General features: G+C 72.4%; 19 protein-coding genes and 2 tRNA genes. 7 read left to right on the top strand and 14 right to left on the bottom strand.

Annotation, left to right across the window (positions count from 1 at the left end; all coding sequences use genetic code 11):
* Positions 1 to 505: 505 nt before the first annotated feature.
* Positions 506 to 1,069: a DJ-1/PfpI family protein gene (locus HHX40_RS09405; protein WP_182880209.1), complete on the bottom strand. Its 564-nt coding sequence runs from the start codon at positions 1,067 to 1,069 to the stop codon at positions 506 to 508.
* A 193-nt stretch (positions 1,070 to 1,262) separates the two neighbouring features.
* Between HHX40_RS09405 and HHX40_RS09400 the strand changes: the two genes are divergently transcribed.
* Together HHX40_RS09400 and HHX40_RS09395 are read left to right on the top strand one after the other, a co-directional pair.
* A tRNA-Gly gene (locus HHX40_RS09400) sits at positions 1,263 to 1,334 on the top strand.
* Positions 1,335 to 1,359: 25 nt separating this feature from the next.
* Positions 1,360 to 1,434: transfer RNA gene (locus HHX40_RS09395), tRNA-Val, on the top strand.
* A gap of 616 nt (positions 1,435 to 2,050) precedes the next feature.
* On the opposite strand, the gene HHX40_RS09390 is transcribed toward HHX40_RS09395, so the two are convergent.
* The 6 genes from HHX40_RS09390 to HHX40_RS09365 form a co-directional block, all read right to left on the bottom strand.
* Positions 2,051 to 2,638, bottom strand: coding sequence for a hypothetical protein (locus HHX40_RS09390; protein ID WP_182880208.1), 588 nt, complete (start codon positions 2,636 to 2,638; stop codon positions 2,051 to 2,053).
* Between the two features lie 90 nt (positions 2,639 to 2,728).
* The gene (locus HHX40_RS09385) at positions 2,729 to 5,143 is read right to left on the bottom strand and encodes a molybdopterin oxidoreductase family protein (protein ID WP_182880207.1); all 2,415 of its coding nucleotides are present in this window, start codon (positions 5,141 to 5,143) and stop codon (positions 2,729 to 2,731) included.
* A 126-nt stretch (positions 5,144 to 5,269) separates the two neighbouring features.
* Complete coding sequence (locus HHX40_RS09380) at positions 5,270 to 6,289, bottom strand: phosphotransferase enzyme family protein (protein WP_182880206.1); 1,020 nt, start codon at positions 6,287 to 6,289, stop codon at positions 5,270 to 5,272.
* Positions 6,290 to 6,399: 110 nt separating this feature from the next.
* Positions 6,400 to 6,654 (bottom strand): hypothetical protein, encoded by a 255-nt coding sequence (locus tag HHX40_RS09375; protein ID WP_133305992.1) that lies wholly within the window; start codon positions 6,652 to 6,654, stop codon positions 6,400 to 6,402.
* A gap of 78 nt (positions 6,655 to 6,732) precedes the next feature.
* Entirely contained in the window at positions 6,733 to 7,665 is a 933-nt protein-coding gene (locus HHX40_RS09370) for a ribokinase (protein ID WP_182880205.1), read from the bottom strand.
* Positions 7,662 to 8,741, bottom strand: coding sequence for a LacI family DNA-binding transcriptional regulator (locus tag HHX40_RS09365; protein ID WP_111700681.1), 1,080 nt, complete (start codon positions 8,739 to 8,741; stop codon positions 7,662 to 7,664). The genes HHX40_RS09370 and HHX40_RS09365 overlap by 4 nt, the downstream gene beginning before the upstream one ends.
* 212 nt (positions 8,742 to 8,953) lie before the next feature.
* Between HHX40_RS09365 and HHX40_RS09360 the strand changes: the two genes are divergently transcribed.
* Positions 8,954 to 9,826 (top strand): sirohydrochlorin chelatase, encoded by an 873-nt coding sequence (locus tag HHX40_RS09360; protein WP_165900667.1) that lies wholly within the window; start codon positions 8,954 to 8,956, stop codon positions 9,824 to 9,826.
* Between the two features lie 37 nt (positions 9,827 to 9,863).
* Here the strand turns inward: HHX40_RS09360 and HHX40_RS09355 are convergent, their stop codons facing one another.
* The 3 genes from HHX40_RS09355 to HHX40_RS09345 are packed head-to-tail and all read right to left on the bottom strand — an operon-like array spanning position 9,864 to position 11,530.
* Complete coding sequence (locus tag HHX40_RS09355) at positions 9,864 to 10,226, bottom strand: DUF2203 domain-containing protein (protein ID WP_244301765.1); 363 nt, start codon at positions 10,224 to 10,226, stop codon at positions 9,864 to 9,866.
* A gap of 34 nt (positions 10,227 to 10,260) precedes the next feature.
* Positions 10,261 to 10,632: a VOC family protein gene (locus HHX40_RS09350; RefSeq protein ID WP_182880204.1), complete on the bottom strand. Its 372-nt coding sequence runs from the start codon at positions 10,630 to 10,632 to the stop codon at positions 10,261 to 10,263.
* Positions 10,633 to 10,642: 10 nt separating this feature from the next.
* Positions 10,643 to 11,530, bottom strand: coding sequence for a helix-turn-helix transcriptional regulator (locus HHX40_RS09345; RefSeq protein WP_182880203.1), 888 nt, complete (start codon positions 11,528 to 11,530; stop codon positions 10,643 to 10,645).
* Positions 11,531 to 11,632: 102 nt separating this feature from the next.
* Between HHX40_RS09345 and HHX40_RS09340 the strand changes: the two genes are divergently transcribed.
* Positions 11,633 to 13,030: an MFS transporter gene (locus HHX40_RS09340; protein WP_182880202.1), complete on the top strand. Its 1,398-nt coding sequence runs from the start codon at positions 11,633 to 11,635 to the stop codon at positions 13,028 to 13,030.
* A 15-nt stretch (positions 13,031 to 13,045) separates the two neighbouring features.
* On the opposite strand, the gene gdhA is transcribed toward HHX40_RS09340, so the two are convergent.
* Together gdhA and HHX40_RS09330 are read right to left on the bottom strand one after the other, a co-directional pair.
* Entirely contained in the window at positions 13,046 to 14,389 is a 1,344-nt protein-coding gene (gene gdhA / locus HHX40_RS09335; protein WP_182880201.1) for an NADP-specific glutamate dehydrogenase, read from the bottom strand.
* Positions 14,390 to 14,462: 73 nt separating this feature from the next.
* Positions 14,463 to 15,395: a GNAT family N-acetyltransferase gene (locus tag HHX40_RS09330; protein WP_310738007.1), complete on the bottom strand. Its 933-nt coding sequence runs from the start codon at positions 15,393 to 15,395 to the stop codon at positions 14,463 to 14,465.
* Between the two features lie 268 nt (positions 15,396 to 15,663).
* Between HHX40_RS09330 and HHX40_RS09325 the strand changes: the two genes are divergently transcribed.
* Positions 15,664 to 17,196 carry a PQQ-dependent sugar dehydrogenase gene (locus tag HHX40_RS09325; RefSeq protein ID WP_182880199.1) on the top strand — a complete coding sequence of 511 codons (1,533 nt, stop codon included), beginning with the start codon at positions 15,664 to 15,666 and terminating at the stop codon, positions 17,194 to 17,196.
* A gap of 46 nt (positions 17,197 to 17,242) precedes the next feature.
* On the opposite strand, the gene HHX40_RS09320 is transcribed toward HHX40_RS09325, so the two are convergent.
* Positions 17,243 to 19,108, bottom strand: a complete 1,866-nt coding sequence (locus tag HHX40_RS09320; RefSeq protein WP_182880198.1) for a hypothetical protein — start codon at positions 19,106 to 19,108, stop codon at positions 17,243 to 17,245.
* Between the two features lie 312 nt (positions 19,109 to 19,420).
* Between HHX40_RS09320 and HHX40_RS09315 the strand changes: the two genes are divergently transcribed.
* The gene (locus HHX40_RS09315; RefSeq protein WP_182880197.1) at positions 19,421 to 20,197 is read left to right on the top strand and encodes a sensor histidine kinase; all 777 of its coding nucleotides are present in this window, start codon (positions 19,421 to 19,423) and stop codon (positions 20,195 to 20,197) included.
* Positions 20,198 to 20,508: 311 nt separating this feature from the next.
* Here the strand turns inward: HHX40_RS09315 and HHX40_RS36440 are convergent, their stop codons facing one another.
* On the bottom strand, positions 20,509 to 20,691 hold the full coding sequence (locus HHX40_RS36440; RefSeq protein ID WP_182880196.1) for a hypothetical protein: 183 nt from the start codon (positions 20,689 to 20,691) through the stop codon (positions 20,509 to 20,511).
* Between HHX40_RS36440 and HHX40_RS09305 the strand changes: the two genes are divergently transcribed.
* Entirely contained in the window at positions 20,684 to 22,198 is a 1,515-nt protein-coding gene (locus HHX40_RS09305; protein WP_259403394.1) for a sensor histidine kinase, read from the top strand. The two genes, HHX40_RS36440 and HHX40_RS09305, sit on opposite strands and share 8 nt — an antisense overlap.
* The last annotated feature ends 47 nt before the right edge of the window (positions 22,199 to 22,245 follow it).

Below are 22,245 nucleotides of genomic sequence, written 5' to 3'. Positions count from 1 at the left end.
GGCCGGCGTGGTCTTCGCCGAAGTGAACCGCGGGGAGTGGTCGCGCTGGTGATCCCCGGCGGCCGTGCGCGAGTATGCCGGGGCGACCGCGACGCCCAGGAGATCGTGCGGCGCGGCCGCGTCATGGGTGCCAGAGGCGACAGGATGAGGCCCAACGACATCAGGGCGGTCGTCTTCTTGAGCTCCTCCATGCCCATGGGCCGTTTCAGTTCGACGACCGTCACGACGACGTTGCTCGGCAGCCGGTCGAGAAGCAGCAAGGCATCATGTGACACCTCGGGCGCGACACCGAAGAGGAGCGGCATCATGTCCGTGTAAGGCAGATCCGGCCGCCCTCTTCACGCGGTCGCTTACGCTCTCAGTAACGGCTGCCGTTTCGCCGCAAGAATCCGGGGTCCGCCACACCCCAGTGCAGCACTCTCGTCTTCTCACAGCCGTTGAACTTTTCGGGTTCACAGGATGACAGCCCCGATAGCGGATCCGTCCCCGAAAGTAGGTGTCGTGATCAGCCCGCCGGGACGGCGGCCCTCAGCACCTTCATGAACGCGCGCATCCAGGCGGGGTGGTCGGGCCAGGCCCGCCCGGTCACCAGGTTCCGGTCGACGTGCGCCTCGCTGTCGACCCAGGTGCCGCCGCCGTTCTCGACGTCCGTGGCGCAGGCGGGGTACGCGCTGCTCTCCCGGCCCTTGAGCACCCCGGCCGCGGCCAGGATCAGCGGACCGTGACAGAGCGCGGCGATCGGCTTGCCCGCGCCGGCGAAGTGCCGCACGATCTCCTGGACGTCGCGGTCGCCGCGGAGGTACTCGGGCGCGCGCCCGCCGGGGATCACCAGCGCATCGTACTCCGCCGGGTCCACGTCGGCGAAGGCCACGTCGGCCGCCCAGGTGTGGCCCGGCTTCTCGGTGTAGGTGTCGAAGCCCTCGACGAAGTCGTGCACGACGAACTGGAGCTTCTTCGCCGAAGGCGCCGCGATGTGCGTCTTGTAGCCCTCCTCCAGAAGCCGCTGGTATGGATACATCACCTCCAGGTCCTCGGCCGCGTCGCCCGTGATGATGAGCACTTTCGCCATGGCGGGTAACTCCCTTCGCGTACGGTTGCGCCTCATCCTGCGCACGTCCTCTCCGGCGGGTCAACGGCTCACCGCGACGCCGAGCCCCCCGGTCGCTCTCGGATCGCTCTCCGGATGGGAACAGTTGGCACCGGCACCCCCGGGGATCCGCTAGAGTTGAGCACGCGTCGCCGGGGAAACCCGAGCGATGGCTGCGGAAGTGGCTCAGTGGTAGAGCATCACCTTGCCAAGGTGAGGGTCGCGGGTTCGAATCCCGTCTTCCGCTCGGAGCCCGGACGACATCCGGGCACGGGCGATTAGCTCAGCGGGAGAGCGCTTCCCTGACACGGAAGAGGTCACTGGTTCAATCCCAGTATCGCCCACCACCCATATCCTGGCACCCCTGCGGCGGTACCGCCGAGGCCTGGCAGGCCGTCCTTCCGCCTCATCGGCAATCGAATCCCAGGTGGCGACGTCTCCGGTGCGGCTACTTCCCGCACCGGCATCACCCAGGACATTCGCGCAGCGACGTCCTCGACGGTGACGCCCGCGCGCATCCGCGCACGCACATGGCGGCGCCAGGCCGTCGACACGGACAGCGGGACGGACATCGGTGGTGCCGACGCCTGCCGCGGCAGGCGTCGGCACCGATATATATGAAACGACCGCGGTGCCGGACGCGCTTTCCCCGGCGTTCCGCACCGCCGGTGCGGCCCCCGCCATGAGCACCGGCGTCGTCTGTGGGCACGCCCATCCGTACCGGCCTGTGCGACGCGCCTCGTCGTAATCATTTTCTACCAATTATCACCATCTGAGCGCAATCTATTTTCTGCAACGATCCCGAGACATGGTCTTGATAATCCCTACATGACGACATTTGTCGGCGAATCAGCCCTGCCTGAGCCCTGTCGTGAATTGCGACAATGGCGACAGACGAGAACGAGACCGCGCCCTCCGGACGATTCTTCTCCGCGTTTGTATGAATCCGCGCGATATGCGGGCTCACCAGGACGCCACGACGAGGGCCTGCGGCGCGGCCCGGCGCATCCGGGTCCGCAGCCAGAGCAATTGAACGGCCGTCTCGGGGGTGCAGCGACCGGCCAGGTCGAGGAGATCGTCGTCCTTGAGCCCGCGGGCGACCAGTGCGACCACGCTCCAGGAAAGCTCGCATTCGGTCGCGAGAAGGTACAACCGGTGCAGCTCGCGCAGCAGGACCAGACCGCCGCCGTCCCCGCCGTTACCGCCTTTTCCTCCGGCCGCGCGTGCGGGCGTCAGCCGCAGGCGTACCGCCGTCACGAGACCCACCCCCTCGGGGCCCGCCCGCTGGAGCTCCGTCCTCGTCGCGTCCAGAATCGCCGGATCCGGCGCCCACGGCTCCATCCGATGCTCCATCTGCTGAGGGCCCCGGTATCGCCGCTGGAACGGCTCGAGCCGCTCGGCGTGCGCCCGGCACTGCGCGGCCAGGCGCTCGCACACGCCGCACAGGTCGGGCTCCCGGGGATGGCCGCGCCACAGCGCGTGGAACCCGCCGGACAGCTCGTGCTCCGTCAGTAGCAGGAGCTCCAGATAGTCCGCCAGGTGGACGGTCACCGATCGGCCCACCCGGAGACGGCCTTCCCGCCGGCCGTACGCGCGGTGTCAGTGCCCATGGCCCCCACCCTTCTCCGGTGATCGCGGACGTCAGACCTCCTCGTAGCGTTCGCGTACGGCGACGCCGTGCCCGAGGGGCGCGGCGGCGGAGCAGACGCCCTCCACGGCCGTGAGCGCTCCGGCGGGCTCCCCCGGCCTGGGGGCGACCCGCACCAGGCGCACCGCCACCGCGGTGCGCAGCGGCTGCCGCGACACCGGGTCCCACGAGGTGAGCGTGAGCTCGGCCGCCGCCCGCGCCACCGCCTCGGACCGGCCATCGAGCCGGAGGACGACGGCTCCCGGCCGCACACCCGACAGCCGGGCGACGGCCTCCAGCGCGCCCCGGGGCGACTCGGCCCGCACGAGGTCGCCCTCCTCCACGCCGTACGCCGCGGCGTCGCCCGGATGGACCTCCAGGTGCGGCGGGGCCGGAGATCGGCGCGGCGCCCGGCAGACGAGGAGAACCAGCGGATGCTCGTCGTCGGCCACCTCCGGAGACGGCTCGTAGTCGGCGGCGTGGAGGAACGCCCGCCCCCGGGGGTCGTCGGCGCGGTACCGCTCCTCGCCGTACTCCGCGCCCGTGGCCAGGTCCGCGCCGAACGCCTGGCAGCGCCCCGGCTCGGTGGCGAACCTCCCCCCGGCGTACAGGCGTTCCGCGCCGTAGGAGCCGGCCGGCGTGCAGGGCCACTGCACGCCGCCGGTCCGCAGCCGGTCGTACGTGATGCCGGTGTGGTCGCAGGGGCGGCCCCCCGAGCAGGCCTTCCACGCCTCGAACGCCGACTCGGCGTCGGTCCAGCCGACGAGCGGCAGGCCGTCGCGGTCGCGCAGGTCCATCCGCCGCGCGTAGTCGAGCAGGACGGCGAGGTCCGCCCTCGCCTCCCCCGGTGGCTCCACCGCCTTCTCGCACAGGTGCACCGTCCGGTCGGCGCCGGTCACCGTCCCGGTCTTCTCTCCCCAGGCGGCTACGGGGAACACGACGTCGGCGAGCCGCGCGGTCTCGGTGAGGTACGGATCCTGGACGACGACGAACAGGTCCTCGCGGGCGAGGACCTGTTCGAGCCCTGGAGTCGCGCTCACGGGGTCGGACGCGGTGATCCACAGCAGCCCGACGGAGCCCTCCTCGGCGTACCCGAGGATCTGGGTCGCGTGGGTGGCCGGCCCCCAGTGCGGAATGACGGCGGGGTCGACGTTCCAGAGCCCGGCCAGTTCGCGGACGTGTCCCGGGTCGGCCCAGTTGCGCAGGCCGGGCAGGTCTCCCGCCGAGCCCGTCTCCAGCGCGTCGCAGCCCGGGCCGCCGAGCTGGAACAGCCCCGCCCCGGGCCGGCCCAGCATGCCCAGCAGCAGGTGGAGGTTGTCGACCTGGCAGGCCGCGGCCGTCGCCTGGTTGGAGCCGAGGAAGGCCGGGCCGACGGTCGACACCAGCCGTTCGGCGGCGCCCAGGATCTCGGCGGCCTGCTCGATCCGGGCGACCGGCACCCCGCAGATCTCGGCCGCCCGCTTGGCCGGGTAGGCCTCGACGGTCCGCCACAGCCGTTCGACGCCGACGGTGTGCGCGGCGACGTAGGCCGCGTCGTGCCAGCCGTTCGCGAGGAGTTCGTGCAGCAGGCCGTTCAGCAGGGCCACGTTGGTGCCGCGGCGCACGGCGAGGTGGACGTCAGCCTCCCTGGCCGCGGGCGTCCGGTCCGGATCGGCCACGATCATCGCGGGCGGCCCGGGGCCGAGCCTCCGGTCGAGCATCCGCTCCCACAGCACGGGGTGGCAGGCCGCGCAGTCGTGGCCCCACAGCGCGAGCGCGTCGCAGTGGTCCACGTCGGTGTACGAACCGGGCTGGCCGTCGGTGCCGAAGCTCGCCGCGAGGGCGGCCGCTGCCGCCGCCGCGCACCCCCGGGTGTCGCCGTCCATGTGCGGGGTGCCGATGCCCGCCTTGCCGATCACGGCGAGCGTGTAGTGCTCCTCCAGGAACAGCCGGGGCCCCGTGTGGAACGCGATCCGGCCCCAGCCGCCGGGCGCGGCGAGCAGCCGCCTCGACCGCGTCACGACGCGGTCCATCGCGGCGTCCCACGTCGACTCGACCAGCCGCCCGCCCTCGCGTACGAGCGGGCGGGTCAGCCGTCCCGGGCGCGGCCGCCAGGCGGGCCACTCGCGCGGATCCAGCCTCCCGTGGTTGACCCGGTCACCGGCCCGGCCGCGTACGCCCACCACCCGCCCGCCGCGCACCGCCAGGTCGACGGCGTCCCCGTGGGAGCCGGCCGCCGACGCCGCGGGTACCCAGCGCTCGACCTCGTCCTCGGTGACGCCGTCCTCCAGGAACACGTCGACCCGCACCGGCCACGGGCTGCCCAGGCGGATGACCGGGGGAAGCGCGTCGCGCATGCGCCCCGGCAGGGCCGCGGCCAGCCGTTCCACCGCGTCGGGAGGTCCGTACGGCGTGCGCCGCCCCCTGGGATCGGCGATCCGGTCCAGCACCTGGCACCTCCGCGGTGACGATGTGTGAACGACGCTCCCCGTACCCGGCGCAATGTCCTTCTGATCCCGGATTCGCCCGAACTGACCGGTTCCTTTTCGAATACTTTCCTCGGCGTGATCGCGGAGTCACCCGGCCGGTGAGCCGCCCAGTGAGCCGTTCAGATAGCGCTCGGCCAGCTCGCAGCTGTCGCGTGTGTAGCCGGCGCCGAGCCGGGCGGCCACCTCGGCGGCCTGGTGGGAGCCGATCCAGGCGACGAGCAGGAGACGGCGGAACATGATGAACGTCCAGATCTCGGCCTCGTCCTCCTTCGGGAGGTCGAGCACGGTGCGGTAGCCGCGCACCCACGACTCCGCCATGTGCGGCACCTCGGGCCGGTGCTCGATGAAGCTGACGGCGGCGGCGAGGTCGTAGAGGTACCAGCCGAGGCCGCAGTCGTCGAAGTCGATGACGCTCGCCTCCGCCTCGCCGTCCACCAGCAGGTTGGCCAGGCGGAGGTCGGCGTGGATGAGCCCGTACCGGTCCGGGCCCCTGCCGTACCGCCCCAGCCTGCGGCGCAGCTCGGCCTCAAGGCGGGCGAGCACGGCGTGCGCCTCCCGGTCCACCCCCACACCGTCCTGCCACCTGCCCCAGCGGGGCGAGGGCCCGAAAGCGGCGTCGAGGTCCCAGTGGAAGCGGGTGAAGGAGGCAGGCCTCGCCCAGCCGCGCGCGTGCCGGTGCATGCGGGCGGTCAGCGCGCCCAGCCGCTCGAACTCCTCCACCAGCCGGTCCTCGGCCGGTTCTGCGCCGGGCAGGAACTCGAACATCACACAGCGGCGGGGCTCGGCGCCCGGATCCTCGACCGTGACGACGCGGGACCCGTCGCGGGCCGGCAGCACTCGCGGCGTGACGACGCCCGCCTCCTCGCGCAGCGCCTCCAGCCAGGCGAGCTCGCTGGCGATGGCGGCCGGGGACTGGTAGCCGAGCCGGTGGACCCGGAGGATCGCCCGTGTCTCCCCGTCGTCCACGGTGAAGGTCGCGTTCTCCGACACGTTCAGCAACGTCACGACGGCGTCCGGGGGCAGCCCGTACCGCTCCAGGGCACGGCGGGCGACCCCCTCGACGCGGGCGAGGACGTCTCCGCCACCGGACAGGTCGTGGACCTGCATGCGCACTCCTAACGAATCAGTCGGCCGGTCGCCCCTCATCCTCCCCTGTGATCTCCGCTCTGGTGATCCGGCCCCGGCGGACGGGTGCCGGGGCCGGGTCGCGTCTCAGCTCAGCGGTTGGTCCACAGATGCCAGAACCAGTCACCCTCGGAGCAGGTGTAGTGCTCCCAGTGGCCGCGGTCGATCCCGCCCTGGCCCGCCGCCACGCACCGCGAGTGGCTCGTGAACCAGGTGCGGTACACGTCGTCCCCGGCCGGTCGTCCGGCGGCGGCGTGGGCGGCGGGCGCCGCGAGAACCAGCGGGGCCGCGAACAGGGCGGCGGTCACGAGCGCCGCGATCCCGGCGCGCTCCAACGATCTGATCAACGGATACCTCTTCTCTGCGAAGCACTGACACATGACAACGCAGAGCTACCCGTCAATCACGCTCCGTATTCGGAGAATTTACGTTCGGTCCCGCACGAGCCGGTCGATCTCGGGCCGGTGCGGCATCGAGGTGCTCGCGCCCTCGCGCCGGACCGACAGCGCCGCCGCCGCCGAGGCGAAGCGCAGCGCCCCCTCGGGGCCGAGCCCCTCGGTCCTGGCCACCGCGAGCGCGCCGGCGAAGGTGTCCCCCGCCGCCGTGGTGTCCACCGCCCGAACCGGTACAGCGGGCTCGTGGAGGCGGACGCCGTCGCGGGAGCCGTACAACGCGCCCCGGGCGCCGAGCGTCACGACCACCTCGGGAACCAGGTCGAGCAGCGCCTCCAGCGCGTCGCGCGGGTCGTCCCGCCCGGTGAGGACCGCCGCCTCGTGCTCGTTCGGCACGATGACGCCGACCGCGTCCAGCAGTTCGGTGGGCAGCGGCACGGCCGGGGCGGGGGTGAGGATCACCTCCGTGCCCGTCACGGCGCCCGCCACGGCGCCCGTCACGGCGCCCGTCACGGCGCCCGCCAGGCACGCGGCGGCGACCACGGCCTCCATCGGCAGTTCCAGTTGCAGGAGCAGGGCGCGGGACCGCCCGATCGTCTCCGCGTCCTCCGCCGAGGGACCGGTGAGGGTGCCGTTCGCCCCCGGCACGACGATGATCGAGTTGTCGCCGCCGTCCTGCACGACGATGTGGGCGACACCGGAGGGGCCGGGGACGGTCCGCACTCCGCGCGTGTCGACGCCCGCCCCGGCGAGCGCCGCGCGCAGCCCCGGCCCGAACGCGTCGTCGCCCACCGCCCCGAGGAACGCGACCCGCCCGCCCGCCCGCGCGGCGGCGATCGCCTGGTTGGCCCCCTTGCCTCCGGGGATCGTGCGGAAGGCGCGGCCCGTGATGGTCTCCCCTGGCTTGGGGGCCTGCGCCACGTACGCCACGAGGTCCATGTTGGCGCTGCCGAACACCGAGATCACGGCCGGTCTCCCCCGGCGAGCGCGAGCGCACGGACACGGGCGCGGGCACGGGTGGCGAACGCGGTCGCCGGCCCGCCTCCGGTCGAGCACCGGACCATCAGGCCCGGCTCCACGGTCACCACGCGCGGCGGCAGCGAGCCGTCCCGCAGACGGTCGAGCAGCAGCCTCGCGGCGGCCCTGCCACGCTCGGCCCAGCCGAGCGAGACGCTGGTCAGCGACGGCCACGCGACCGAGGCGAGGTCGGTGTCGTCCATACCGACCACGGCGACGTCGCGGGGGACGTCCCTGCCCTGCTCCCGCAGCACGTCGAGGGCGCCGAGCGCGATCAGATCGCTGGCGCACATCAGCGCGTCGAGACCGGGAGCGCGCGCCAGCAGCGCCCGCGCGGCCCGGGCGCCGCGGTCGCGCGTGAAGTCGCCCACCTCGACCAGGTTCTCGTCGTACGGCAGGCCCAGCAGTTCCAGCGCCTCCCGGTAGGCGGCGGCGCGGGCCGCGCCGGGCGCGGTGCCGAGCGGGCCGTTGAGCAGGCCGATCCGCCTCCGGCCGAGGCCGTGCAGGTGGTTCATGGCGAGCAGGACGCCGGTCCGCGAGTCGCCCCGCACGTTGTCCACCGGCGTGCCCTCCGGCACCGGGCCGACGACGACCACGGGGACCCGCGCCGTGGTGACGGCCTCGATGTGCTCCGCCCCGACGCCGCGCAGCGGGCTGATGATGAGGCCGTCCACGTAGCGCTCCCGCAGCCCGCGCAGCACGCACACCTCGTCCTCCGGGTCGCCCTCGGTCGAGTGGAGCAGCAGGCGGTATCCGGCCGCCTTCAGCACGGCCTGGATCTCCCGCACCATCGCCACGTAGACGGGGTTGCCGATGTCGGACAGCGCGAAGGCGATCTGGTGGGTGCGGCGGTTGCGCAGCGAACGGGCCACCGAGTTGGGCACGTAGCCGAGTTCGTCGGCCGCGCGCATGACCCGGCGCACCGTGTCCTCGCGGGTGGGCAGCCCGTTGAGCACCCGCGACACCGATGCGATCGACAGGCCGGCGCGTTGCGCGATCGTGGTGATCGTGGGACCCTCGGTCACGGCCACCTCACTCTGGGGAGACTCTCGGGTACTCGTCCACGCGTGGCAGCGCGCGGGGAGCTGTAATCGTTTTCGGCGTGGACGGCCCTTATCAAAGCGACGGCCACCAGCAGCGTCAAGTAACCGAGACGTAAAACGTCTAGATCACCAAGCCGCAACAAGCCGCGCGTTGGTTCTGCTCTTCGACCGGTTTCGCCCTAGAATCCGCCGATGTGAACGAAGGTCACGAGGACCCGCCCAAGCTCCCCACCCGGGAGCGATCCTCCCGGCCCGGGACCGGCCGCCACCGACGGCCGCTGCCGGCCGACCTGCCGGCCGACGCGCCCGCCCTGGTCCTGGCCGTGCCGGGCAGGGCCGGAGATCCGGCGGGCCAGGGCGACGTGGCCGCCGAGGTCGCCTCCATCGTCCGGATCGACAATCCGCAACTCGACCTTCGCATCGTCTCACTGGCCGACGGCGGCACCGATCTCGTCAAGGAGTTCTCCGACATCGCGGCCAAGCGGCCGGCCGGCGGACCGGCGGCGGTGGTGGTGCCGCTCGTCACCGGACCCCATCCCCGCGTCCGGCGCGCCGTGCGGGACGCCGTGACGCAGAGCGGGGCCGCGGTGCGGATCACCGAGCCGCTCGGCCCGCATCCGCTGCTGGCCGAGGCCCTGCACGTACGGCTGTCCGAGGCGGGCCTGGCCCGCGCCGACCGCATGCGGCTGTTCAACGTCTCCTCGCCCGTCGACGGCATCATCGTCGCGACCGCCGGGGGCGACGAGGCCGCGCGCGGGGCCGACGCGACGGCCGTCCTGCTGGCCGCCCGCCTGACGCTTCCCGTCGTCCCCGCCGCGCTGGACGGCGTGCCGACGGTGCGCGACGCCGCCGAGCGGCTGCGCAAGATCGGGGCCAACCGCCTCGCCATGGTGCCGTACGTCATCGGTCCCGAGACCGACAGCGAGCGGATCACGACGGCGGCCGAGGCCATCGGCGCCGGCTGCGCCGAGCCTCTCGGCGCCCACGAGTCGGTGGCCCGCATGGTCTGCGTCCGGTACGGCGCCGCCTTCGGCGGTTTCGACGGCTTCGACGACTTGTCGGACTGAGCCTCCCCGGCCCTCCCCGCCCGCCTCACCCCTGGGGTCAGGGCAGCGGGCGGCGGCCGGGGAAGCCGAGGTCGCTGCGGTGGTACCAGCCGAGGGCGGTCTCCCCCTCCAGCCAGCACAGCCGTACGGACACGCCGCCGAGCACGGCGGGGAAGTCGACGAGCAGCGGGGCGACGCCCTTGATCTCGATCTCCTCGGCGTCGAACCAGCTCAGGATCTCGTCCATCCGCGCCTCCAGGCCCTTGGCCTCGGCGAGGCCGCCCAGAGCGGAGGTCCCGGCCTGCCGCAGGTCGTGGGTGAGCTCCGCGAGGTCGGCGCGGACGGCGACGAACGCGCGGGCGTGCTCCAGCACCTCCGGCATCAGCGACCCGGCCTCGTCCAGCGTGAAGATCCTCGCCACGCTCCGGACGCTACCGCATCGGCCCGCCGGAAGGTCACAGGCGGCGGCGCAGCAGGCAGAACTCGTTGCCCTCGGGGTCGGCGAGCACATGCCACCGCTCCTCGCCGGTCTGGCCCACGTCGGCCCGTACGGCGCCGAGCTTCAGCAGGCGCTCCAGCTCGTCCTCCTGGTCGCGGTCGGTGGGGTTGACGTCGATGTGCAGGCGTAGCTTGCCGCGCTTGCACTCCGGCACGGGCGCGAAGACGAGCGTCGGCTGGAGGCCGCCGAAGCCCACGCCCGGCGGGCCGATCTCGATCCACCCGTCCGTGCGCTGGAGGACCTCGAAGCCGAGCACCTCGCACCAGAACGCGGCGAGCCGCTCGGGGTCGTGACAGTCGACGACGAGTTCGCTGATGCGACAGGCCATGACTGCGGCTTTACCCGCGGACGGGCTCCCCATGCAGCGGGCAGTGGGCGACCTCCGGATGGGCCGCCAGCCATTCGATCCGCTGCCCGCTCTCGTCGTCCATGGGCGTGTAGACCACGATGCGGGTCTCCGGCGGCGCGGCCAGCGCCATGCTGGTGGACGTCAGGCGGATCAGGCCCACCGACGAGTGCTTGAACAGCTTCATCCGGACGCCCGGTCTGGCCACCTCATGCATCGCCCACATTCGGGCGAACTCCGGGCTGGCCACCGACAGCCGGGTGACGAAGCCCGTCCAAGCCGGCTCTCCCACATGCCTGCCGAAGGCCGCCCGCAACGTCGCGACCATCTGCGGGAGTTCCTCGTCCTTGTTCACGAGCGGGCAGCAGCAGTCCGGCATGGTGAACACCCGCCACAGGACGTTACGCTCGAGCCGTGGCCGATCGACCACGGACGCGAAGATCGTGCCGTAGGCGGCGTTCCAGGCGAGCAGGTCGTAACGCCCGCTGTAGACGCACGCGGGCAGCGGGTCGAGCCGGCGCAGGATCGTGTGCACCTCGGCGTCGAGGCCCTCCCCGTCGCCCGCCGGATCGGCGATCTCCGGCAGGTCCGCCAGCCGGTAGAGGTGCTCCCGCTCGGCCGCGTCCAGCCGCAGCGTACGGGCGATGGCGTCGAGCACCTGCACCGACGCGTTGATGGGGCGGCCCTGCTCCAGCCAGGTGTACCAGGTCACGCCCACACCCGCGAGCTGGGCGACCTCCTCCCGCCGCAGGCCCGGTGTACGGCGGCGCAGGCCGGGCGGCAAGCCGACATCCTCGGGCCGGATCCGCTCGCGCCTGCTGCGCAGGAAGGCCGCGAGCTCCTCACGCCTGGTGTTCCTGGTGCGAATCCCCGTCGTCACCTCCCCATCTTGGCGAGTGCGCGACCGCGTTGCCAGGTGGTGTCAGTACCAGTATCGGCAGGCTCTCGTTACCGGTATCGCGACGGCCGCATCGTTGCCGCCATGACCACTGTCACCACCCGCGCGCCGGCCGCGCGGCGAACCTCGCCGAGTCTGCTGCTCACCGTCATCCTGGCGGGGCAGTTCATGGCCGTCCTCGACGCCACCATCGTCAACGTCGCCGCGCCCACGATGCGCGCCGACCTCGGGGCCACCGGCTCCGGACTGCAACTCGTCATCTCCGGCTACACCGTGGCGTACGCGATGCTGCTGATCACCGGGGCACGCCTCGGCGGGCTGCTCGGCTACCGGCGGCTGTTCCTCACCGGGCTCGCGGTGTTCACGGCCGCGTCGCTGATGTGCGGGCTCGCCCCGTCGACCGGCGTGCTGATCGCCTTCCGGCTGGTGCAGGGCGCGGGAGCCGCCCTGATGGTGCCCCAGGTGCTCAGCCTGATCCAGATCACCTTCGACGGCGCCACACGGGGGCGGGCGCTCGGCGTCTACGCCACGGTCATCTCGGTCGGCGCGGTCGTCGGCCAGGTGCTCGGTGGGCTGCTGGTGACCGCCGACCTGTTCGGCACGGCCTGGCGGCCGGTCTTCCTGGTCAACGTGCCGATCGGGCTCGCGCTGCTGGCCGTCGGCGCCCGGACGCTGCCCGCCGCACACGTGCGGCGTGAACAGGGGCTCGACGTGCCCGGCCTGGTCACCCTGTCGCTCGCGGTCTGCCTGCTGGTCGTGCCGCTCGTGCTCGGCCACGAGGAGGACTGGCCGCTGTGGGGGTGGGTCGCGATGGGCCTGTCGGTTCTCGCGTTCTGCGCGTTCCTGCTTGTGGAGCGGCGTGCGGCGCATCCGCTCGTCCCCGGCCGCCTGCTGCGCGCCCCCGGGGTGGCCGTCGCCGCGTCCGGCATCTTCCTCGTCATGGCGGCGTACGGCGGCTGGCTGTTCGCCATGGCCCTCCACCTGCAGGGCGACCTCGGCGACAGCGCCCTGCGGGCGGGCTGCCTGTTCATCCCCGCGGCCGCCGCCTTCGGACTGACCAGCCTCAACTGGAAGCGGCTGCCGGCCGGCCTGCACCGGCCGATGATCGTCGCGTCCGCCGTCGTCACCGCCGCAGGCGAGCTGGCCCTGGCGGCGGCGCTGGCCGGCGGCGGCCACGGCGAGCCGCTGCTGGAGATCAGCTTCGTGGCCATCGGGGCCGGCATGGCGGGCACGTTCAGCCCGCTCATGGCGGTGGCGCTGGCCCGGGTCGCGCCCGCCGACGCGGCCGACGCCAGCGGCCTGCTGGCGATGATGCTCCAGCTCGGCCAGGTCGTCGGCGTGGCCGTCTTCGGCACGCTGTTCCTCAGCCTCGCCCCGTCCACGCACGCCGCCACGGTGACATCGCTGTGGCTGGCCGCGGTGTCGCTGGCTGCGGGCGGGTTCGCGCTTCCCCTCCTGCGCACCCGCCGGGTCAACCGATGAGCACTCGGTGAGTGCTCAGATGAGGCCGAGGGCGAGCATCGCGTCCGCCACTCTCCTGAAGCCGTCGATGTTGGCGCCGGCCACGTAGTCGCCCGGCATGCCGTACGCGTCGGCCGTCTCCAGGCAGCGGGCGTGGATGTCGCTCATGATCTCCTGGAGCCGCCGCTCGGAGAACTCGAACGTCCATGAATCGCGGCTGGCGTTCTGCTGCATCTCCAGGGCGCTGGTGGCCACGCCGCCCGCGTTGGCGGCCTTGCCGGGGCCGAAGGCCACTCCGGCCTCCTGGAACACCCGGATGCCCTCGGGCGTGGTGGGCATGTTGGCGCCCTCGCCGACCGCGACGCACCCGGCCCGCACCAGCGCCTCGGCGTCCTTGCCGGTGATCTCGTTATGCGTGGCCGACGGCAGCGCCACCTCGCAGGGCACCTCCCACACGCTGCGCCCGGCGACGTACGCCGCATCGGCGCCACGACGCTCGGCGTAGTCGCTGAGACGGCGCCGCTCGACCTGCTTGACCTGCTTGAGGAGATCGAGGTCGAGGCCCTTCTCGTCCACCACGTAGCCGGAGGAGTCGGAGCAGGCCACGACGACGCCGCCCATCTCGCGCACCTTCTCGATCGCGTGGACGGCGACGTTGCCCGAGCCCGAGACGACCACGCGCCTGCCCTCGAACGACGTGCCCTTCGCCTTGAGCATCTCCTCGACGAAGAAGGCGCAGCCGTAGCCGGTGGCCTCGGTGCGCACCTGCACGCCGCCGTAACTCAGCCCCTTGCCGGTGATGACGCCGGACTCGTACCGGTTGGTGATGCGCTTGTACTGGCCGAACAGGTAGCCGACCTCCCGCTGCCCGACGCCGATGTCCCCCGCGGGCACATCGGTGTACTCGCCCAGGTGCCGGTACAGCTCGGTCATGAAGCTCTGGCAGAAGCGCATGATCTCCCGGTCGGAGCGGCCCTTCGGGTCGAAGTCCGCGCCTCCCTTGCCCGCGCCGATCGGCAGGCCGGTCAGGCTGTTCTTGAAGATCTGCTCCACCGCGAGGAACTTGACGATGCCGAGGTAGACCGAGGGGTGGAAGCGCAGCCCGCCCTTGTACGGCCCGAGCGCGCTGTTGAACTCGACCCGGAAGCCGCGGTTGATGTGCACCTCACCCCGGTCGTCCTCCCAGGGCACGCGGAAGATGATCTGCCGCTCGGGCTCGAAGATGCGCTCGATGATCTTCTGCTCCGCGTATTCCGGATGCTTGCCCAGCGCGGGACCGATGCTCTCCAGGACCTCGCGCGCGGCCTGGTGGAACTCCGCCTCCCCCGGGTTGCGGCGCAGAATGTTGTCGTAAACGCCCTCGAGCCTTTCGTGCAGCACTCGATCGCTCCTAGCTTCTGCCTGATTTCTCCCAATTCACTGTATCGATGACGAGGTTGTGAGAAGGACCGTCTCACCGGCCGGGACGGACGACGGCCCGCCAGACGTCGATGACCAGGACCGGCCGCATGCCGACCGACTCGTACAGGCCGAGCGCCGGGGTGACGTTGTTGGAGTCGACGTGCAGGATCGTCCCCACCCGCCCCCGCCGCTCGTCGGCGGCGAAGGCTCTGCTGAGCAGCAGCTTCCCGAGGCCGTAGCCGCGGAAACCGGGCCGCACCGCGAGCGTGCGGACATATCCGCAGTTCTCGTCGGACACGAAATGGTCGGTCCCGAGCAGCATCGCCGCCGGCTCCCCGTGGACGCGGGCCAGCAGAAGCTGCCCCCAGTCGTTCGCGCTGGACGACTCCATCTCGGCGGTCCACTCCTCGAACGTCTTCGGCACGAACCCGAAGTGCTCGGCGAAGCCCTCCTGGTGCACCCGATGGGCTGTCCGGAGCACCGCCTCGCACCCGGGGGCGCCGGCCTCGACCCCGACCCCGGGCAGGAACACCGGCCGTACGCCGGAGTGGTCGGCCCGCATGCGGTGGAAGCTGGTGGCGGGGGCGAAGCCGCGCCGCTCGGCGGCCTCGCGCATGGCCTTGTCCTGCTCGTAGAGGCTGATGTCCACCACCGCGTGGTCGTGCCCCGCCTCGCGGGCGAGATCGGCGGCCCGGCCGAGCGCCAGGTCCCACAGGAGGGCGGCCGCACCGGGCTCCCGCGCCTGCACGTCGATGTCGACGTTCTCGCTGGCGCCGTTGCGCCTGGCGTAGCCCCAGCCGAGGAGCCGCCCGTCGGAGCGGACCAGCCAGCTGTCGTGGTCCAGGTCGAGCTCCTTCAGGGTGTCGGCGATGTCATCGAGCGTCCAGTCGGGCCTGCCGGTCACCTCGATGTCGTGCTCAGCGACCAGTTCGTGCACGGTCACCGCGTCGGCGACCACCGGCCGCCGGATTTCGTAGTCGTTCACGTCGCATTTGTACGTTGAGTGACTTGTGAGGGACTTGCCGGAGCCTTGTGCCGCCATGAAAGTTTCCCGCACCCCGGGGCGCCCCGCGTGCGGGCGCCCGTCGTAGGCGCTGATCAGAGGGGGCGATACCGAAAGACATCCGCCTCGCGGTTGATCCGGGCGCGACGGTGTGGATTCCATGGTCCCGCAGTGGCAGGCGGCTGCACGCGATCGAAGGCAGCCGCGGGGTTCACGAGCCGCACGGCGGCCCGCCGTCCCGGGAGCATCGATGTCCAAGCGTCTCACCGAGCGTCTCAGCGCGTGTCTCAGGGCACGTCCCAGCGTGGCGCTCGCGACCGCCGTCACCGCGCTGGCCGCCGGCGCCGCGTTCGTCACGGCCGGCCCGACGGCGGCGGTGGCCGCGACCGGCGGGTTCGACTTCACGCGGGCCCAGGTCGCCGCCACCGGCCTGCAGACGCCCTGGGGACTGACCTTCCTCCCGGACGGCAGCGCCCTCGTCTCCGAACGCGACACGGCGAACATCATGCAGGTGCGTCCCGGTTCGTCGCCCGTACGGGTGGCGACCGTCCCGAACGTGTCGCCCGGCGGAGAGGCGGGCCTGCTCGGCATCGCGGTCTCCCCCACCTACGCCGAGGACCAGTGGGTCTACGCCTACTTCACCGCCGCGTCCGACAACCGGCTGGTCAGGTTCAGTCTGAACGCCCCGCAGACGCAGCAGGTGCTCCTCTCCGGCGTGCCGAAGGCCCAGTTCCACGACGGCGGGCGGATCGCGTTCGGCCCCGACGGCATGCTGTACCTCTCCACGGGCGACGCCGGCACCTCCGCCAACGCGCAGAACCTGAACAGCCTGGGCGGCAAGATCCTGCGGATGCGGCCCGACGGCAGCGTGCCGCCGGACAACCCGTACGGCTCGCGCGTGTACAGCTACGGCCACCGCAACGTCCAGGGGCTCGCCTGGGACGAGGGCGGACGGCTGTACGCCAGCGAGTTCGGCCAGAACACCTGGGACGAGCTCAACTACATCGTCCCCGGCGGCAACTACGGCTGGCCCACCTGTGAGGGCGTCTGCACCGACTCGCGCTTCCGCAACCCCATCGTCACCTGGAGCACGTCCGAGGCGTCGCCCAGCGGCCTGGCGTACGCCAACGGCACGCTCTTCGCCGGGGCCCTGGCCGGGAAGCGGCTGTGGACGGTGCCGGTCAGCGGCGGCAGCAGGACCGGCAACCCGGTGGCCGAGTTCCAGGGCACGTACGGCCGGCTGCGCGCCGTGGCCGTCGGGCCGGACGGGTGGCTCTGGGTCGGCACGAGCAACCGCGACGGCAGGGGGACCCCCGCGGCGAACGACGACCGGATCCTCCGCGTCCCGCCCGCCGGCGGCTCGTCGCCCAGCCCCTCTCCCAGCCCTTCGGCCTCGCCGTCGCGCAGCCCCTCCCCGTCGCGGAGCCCGTCGGTCAGCCCGTCCGTCAGCCCGTCCGCGAGCCCGTCGGCCGGTCCGCGCGCGTGCTCCGCGACGTACCGGATCGTGAACCAGTGGCAGGGCGGGTTCCAGGGCGAGCTCGCGGTGCGCAACTCGGGGACGGCGGCCATCACGTCGTGGACCGTCACCTTCGCCTTCCCCGACGGCCAGCGCGTCACGCAGTCCTGGAGCGGCCGCTTCACCCAGTCGGGCGCCGCGGTGACGGTCGCCAACGAGACGTACAACGGCGCGCTGGCACCGAACGCCTCGACGACAGCCGGCTTCAACGCGAGCTGGTCCGGCGCCAACCGGGTCCCGTCCCCGATCAGCTGCACCGCCGGGTGACCGGCACGCTCATCGGTCTTCCTGACGCACGGCGTTCGGACGGCGATCACTCCTCGTAGTCGTCGTCCCAGTCCGGCCAGGGGAGACCGAGCCTCTCGGCGAACTCCGGGCTGCCGCCGACGATCCTGGCGTGCGGCCTGGGGTCGTTGCCGCGCAGCCAGTCCACCAGACGCGCCGCCTGGTCACCCGCGTCCGTGTCGTCGATGAGGACGGTCCACTGGAGCTGCACCCACGGCTCGTCGTCCGGCCGATCTCCCCCGGCGGACGACGGTTCGCGCGGATGCCAGAAGACGACCTGGATCTCGTCCCGCCGGTCGGCCTCCGCGTAGGTTCCGCCCGCTTCGCACTCCCACGCCGCCAGGAGGCCGGGATCCTCGCGCAGCGAGCGGCGCACCTCACGGGCGACCGTACGGGCGGGCCACTCCCAGCCGTGATCGTCCACGGCCCGGGCGACGACCTCGTCGTAGGAACCGGCGGCGAAGCGGAACGGCTCCAGCTCGACCGCCAGCGAATCGGGGTCGCGCCAGCCGCGCCAGACGACCGTGTCACCGTCACGGACGATCGTGACATAGAGGGCTCCACAGCACCCCTCGGTGCAGTACGCCTCGGCCAGCCGTACCTCCCGGCCCTCCTCGGTCGCCTCAAGCCCGCCCAGCAGGTGCTCCGGCTCGTACGGCCGGCCCTTACGGAACGCCCGCGCGACGACCGGCCGGCCGTTGACCAGCGGCCTCGTCTCCACGCGGCCCGGCAGCGCCGGATCGGGGACGACGACATGCACCGCCAGCCGGTCTCCCCCGTCCCCCGCAGGCCACGAGGGGAATCGTGGCACGACCGGCAGGGCGGCGATCGCCCGGCGCGCCCAGGCCGCCCGCCGGCGGGTCACCGGGTCGGGCGACCGTGCCGCCCCGGCGAGCGCCTCCGCCGCGCGCGCCGAGGTGAGCAGGCGGCGCAGCCGCTCCAGCGTCGCCTCCCGGACGCCGGGCCGCCACGGCAGGCACGCGGCGTGGCCGCTGGTCAGGTCCTCCGCGAGAGCGGCGGCCGAGGCCAGCGAGTCCAGCTCCGGGGGCACGGCCGCCGCGCGTACGGCGAAGGCCGCGAGGGCCCGGCAGGCGTCGTCGTAATCACGCAGCGCGGAGAAGTCCTCCCAGGCCATCGCCTGGAGGAGCCGGCCCGCCACGAGGACCGCCTGGTCGACGGTCTCGCCCTCTTCCAGGACGTCCGCGAGCCGTACGGCCTGGGCCACCCGCAGCGCGTGGCCACCGGCCGTGGGATCCTGGTCCGTGGCGTGCCGGAGCAGCCAGGCGACGGCGACGGGATCCTCCGCCCGGCACATCGCCTCGATGGCACGGCTGAGGGTGAGCAGTGCCGACCGCTCCGCCAGCCACACCAGCGCCGCGGCAGAGCCGGGAATCGGCTCCAGCACGGCCACGGCCACGGGCCCGAGACAGCGCAGCAGGCCGAGCGTACGGACCAGGGGGACGTCCTCCGGGCCTGCCCTGCCCGCCAGCAGGCACAGGCCGGTCAGCGCGGGACGGCGGTCCCTCGCGTGCCGGGCCAGCCAGACGCCCGTCTCGCGGGCAGGCTCGGTGGCTAGCCAGGGCAGGCCGTCCAGGACGTCGGGCCTGATCGCCCACGCGGGGACGTCCAGGGCGCGGAGGTCCTCGTGCAGCTCGTCGAGGGAGCGACCGGGGCCGTCGAAGTGGGCGCGGAGCACCGCGGCCAGCGCGGCTCTGGCCCGCTCGACGGAGAAGGAGCCACCGCCGGGCCGGGGACCTCGGTGGTCGGCGTCGTCGGGGTAGGGGCGCCCGCCATTGGGAAGGGGCGCGTCGGGTGTCAGCGCGTGCAGGCAGGACGCGTGATCGAACAGGGACAGCCTGTGGTCGAGCGCACCGCGCTCGCGGGCCAGGCTCACCGGCCGGAGACGAACTCGATTCTCTCGTTCATGCCACTCACGATGTCATCCCCGCCCGCCGACGGCAAGATCGAATGCGTGGGCGGCCGTACGCGCGACAGAGTCACGGCCCGCGCTCCCCGACCGCCACCGGGGAGCAAGCCGCCGTCCCGGCCACGCGAGGCCGGTCACGTTTCCATGGGTGCCGTCAAGCATGTGGTGGGACAGAACCGCCAATCATCTCGTGGGACCAGACAAGTCCTTAGATAAATTCCTATATACGTCTTAACGGGATGAGAAGGGGGATACGTCCCCTTACGGGAGGCGGTGGACATGGAGTTGCGCGCCCAGCTGCAAGATTGCGTCGGCGAGCTCGATGGCCTCGAACGCAGCCTGGAACGGTCACTGGGCGTCATGCGTGGCAAGCTGGAGGCTGCGATCAACGTGCAGCGCCGGTACGAGGCGGACGCCGCCCATGAGCTGCGCACTCCGGTGGCCGGGCTGCGGGCCCAGCTTGAGGAGGCTCAGCTCAACCGTGCGGAGATCGATCTGGACAGCTTGCTCGAACGCGCCCTGAGCGATGTGAACCGGCTGCAGGCGATAATCGAGGACCTCCATCTGCTCTGCGAGCTCCAGGAGGCCGCGCGACTGGTCGAGCCGGTGCCCGTGGACCTCGCGGAGGTCGCCCGGGCGCAGGTGCCCCGGTGCGCCGGCAGGCACGAGGTCAAGGTGAAGGCGGAGCCCGGGCTGGTCGTCTCCTCGGTGCCCGCGAGGCTCGGCCGCCTGCTCGCGGAACTGCTCGACAACGCCCAGCGTCACGCGCGCTTCCTGGTGCGGGTGGAGATTCGGCGCGCCGGAGACCTGGGCGAACTGGTGGTCAGCGACGACGGGCCGGGAATCCCCGCGCACGAGCGCGAGCGCGTCTTCGGCCGCTTCACGCGGCTCGACGACGCCCGGTGCCGCGACCGCGGCGGCACCGGCCTCGGCTTGGCGATCGTCCGGAACATCGCCGAGATGTACGGCGGCAGCGTACACGCCGAGGAGGCGGCCGGCGGCGGCGCCGCACTGGTCGTACGCCTGCCGCTCGCCCACCCCGCGGCCCCAGGCTGAGCAGTTCGCCAGACGACAACGACAGCGCTGCGCGAGATCTTCGCCGCGACAGGGCCCGCGGCTGGACGATCTTCTTCCAGCCCGTCGGGACGACAAGGCCGCATATCTCGGACCCCCGCGGAAGATCATCACTATATAGCCTTGAATGTCCCAAAAAGTGAGTATTAGTCAAGGGATGTATTGACTCGGGGTTGATTAGAACTGAAACACATGGTTCCAGAGTGACTGTCTGTTCTTAGTCGTGACGTGGTGCTACGGTATGTGCCTGTTCACCGCCCTGCTGTGAAACGGCACCGCATGGCCGTCCCGCCTTACAGGGAGAACAGCAGGTTCGACGCGGCCTTGTCATGCTCTGCCGCCACCCCGAGGACGCCGATGTCAGTAGATGCACCCCACCGGGCGCGGAGAAGGTTTTCACCAAAGGAACTGGTGGTCCTCGCCTTTCTCGGCACCGTGATCATTACGGCCTGCGCGTGGTTGTGGGCGATGTCCATCGCCCCTTATGAGGCCAGAGAGCTTATGGCGCTCGTCGGCGGGGTCTCGGCCGTACTCCTGTCCGGCGCCGTCGCGGCCGCCGTCCACTACGCCGGCACCGGTCGCCGGCTGCGTGAGCGGGCCGAGTGGGCCGGCGCGCGGTTCGCCTGGCTGGAGCGGGAGACGCTGCGGACGGCCGAGGAGTCGCTGCCCTCGCTGGGACGTCAGGTGCGGGACGGCGCCTCGGTCGCCGACGCGCTCTCCCGGATACCGCAGCCCCCGGACGGCCCGCTGCGGCACCTGCTCGAAGCGGCCGGGCACGAGCTCGAACTGCTCGGACGCGAGCGCGCCGCCGCCCAGGTGTCCCGCGATGCGACCGAGAGCGAGATCTCCCGGCTGATCGACGACACGCTGCCGGAGCTGTTCCGGCGGATCCAGACGGACCGGATGTCGGTGAGCGCCGCGCTGGCCGAGATACGCCTGCCGGGGCTGGACCCGCTACGCGACCTGCTGCGCGAGACGGCGCGGCAGCTCTCCGAGAGCGAGCGCAGGGGCACCGCCGTGATGGCGGCGTGCGCCGGGGCCGCGGCCCGGGTGCAGGCACAGGCCACCAGCCTGCTCGCCCGGCTGCGTGAGCTGGAGGAGCAGTACGGCGAGCATGAGGAGGTGTTCGCCGACCTGCTGGACCTGGACCACCGCGTCTCCCAGATGAGCCGGCTGGCGGACAACATCGCGCTGCTGAGCGGCGGCCGCTCCGGGCGGCGATGGACCCGGCCGATCGTCATGGAGAGCGTCCTGCGCGGCGCGATGGGCCGCATCAGCGCCTACCGGCGCATCCGGCTGCACTCCACCAGCACCGTCGCCGTCGCCGGGTACGCGGCCGAGGGCGTGATGCACGCGCTGGCCGAGTTGATGGACAACGCCGCCACGTTCTCGGCGCACGGCACCGAGGTCCACGTGTACGTGGACGAGGAGGACGCCGGCGTCGTGATCACGATCGAGGACAGTGGCCTGGGGATGCGCCCGCGCGAGCGGCAGCACGCCACCAGGCTCGTGTCCGAGCCGCTCGACCTGCGGACGCTGTCCGGTACCCGGCTGGGCCTGGCGGTCGTGGGACGCCTGGTCGACAAGTACGGCCTGACGGTCAGCTTCCGGTCGTCCGCCCGCGGTGGCATGGGGGTCGTGATGCTGATCCCGCGCCTGCTGATCACGCAGCCCCTGTCGGCCACCGTGCCGCCCGACGCCGAGGCGTCGGTCCGCCACCCCGTGCGGGCCGCCGTACATGCCGCCGTGCAGGCACCGGCCGTACCCGCGCAGGAGGGGCCGGCCGACGCGTCCGAAGACCTGCTGCCCAGGCGGCGCCGGGGACAGACGCTGGCCGAGGCGACCAGGGCGCGGCAGGCGTCGCCGGCCAAGCCCGCGCGCGAGGGGCCTGACTCGGCTGCGAGGTTCGCCGCGTTCCGCCAGGCCGGCGGCCGCGGACGTACTTCCCCTTCAGCCCCTCCCCCGGCCCCGGGCGACTCTTGACACACGTCCGCCGACCACCGGACGTCTTTGGATTCACAGATGAGGAG

Source organism: Microbispora sp. H10949, assembly GCF_014161435.1.
Classification (GTDB): Bacteria; Actinomycetota; Actinomycetes; order Streptosporangiales; family Streptosporangiaceae; genus Microbispora; species Microbispora triticiradicis.
Note: the sequence above shows the minus strand (reverse complement) of the source record. Positions and strands in the feature narration are given on the sequence as shown.

Coding starts and splice junctions, on each gene's coding strand:
- HHX40_RS09405 (WP_182880209.1), bottom strand. CDS start 1,069: ATGGCGAAAGTGCTCATCATCACGGGCGACGCGGCCGAGGACCTGGAG.
- HHX40_RS09380 (WP_182880206.1), bottom strand. CDS start 6,289: ATGCAGGTCCACGACCTGTCCGGTGGCGGAGACGTCCTCGCCCGCGTC.
- HHX40_RS09350 (WP_182880204.1), bottom strand. CDS start 10,632: ATGGCCTGTCGCATCAGCGAACTCGTCGTCGACTGTCACGACCCCGAG.
- HHX40_RS09340 (WP_182880202.1), top strand. CDS start 11,633: ATGACCACTGTCACCACCCGCGCGCCGGCCGCGCGGCGAACCTCGCCG.
- HHX40_RS09325 (WP_182880199.1), top strand. CDS start 15,664: ATGTCCAAGCGTCTCACCGAGCGTCTCAGCGCGTGTCTCAGGGCACGT.
- HHX40_RS09315 (WP_182880197.1), top strand. CDS start 19,421: ATGGAGTTGCGCGCCCAGCTGCAAGATTGCGTCGGCGAGCTCGATGGC.
- HHX40_RS09305 (WP_259403394.1), top strand. CDS start 20,684: ATGTCCATCGCCCCTTATGAGGCCAGAGAGCTTATGGCGCTCGTCGGC.
- HHX40_RS36440 (WP_182880196.1), bottom strand. CDS start 20,691: ATGGACATCGCCCACAACCACGCGCAGGCCGTAATGATCACGGTGCCG.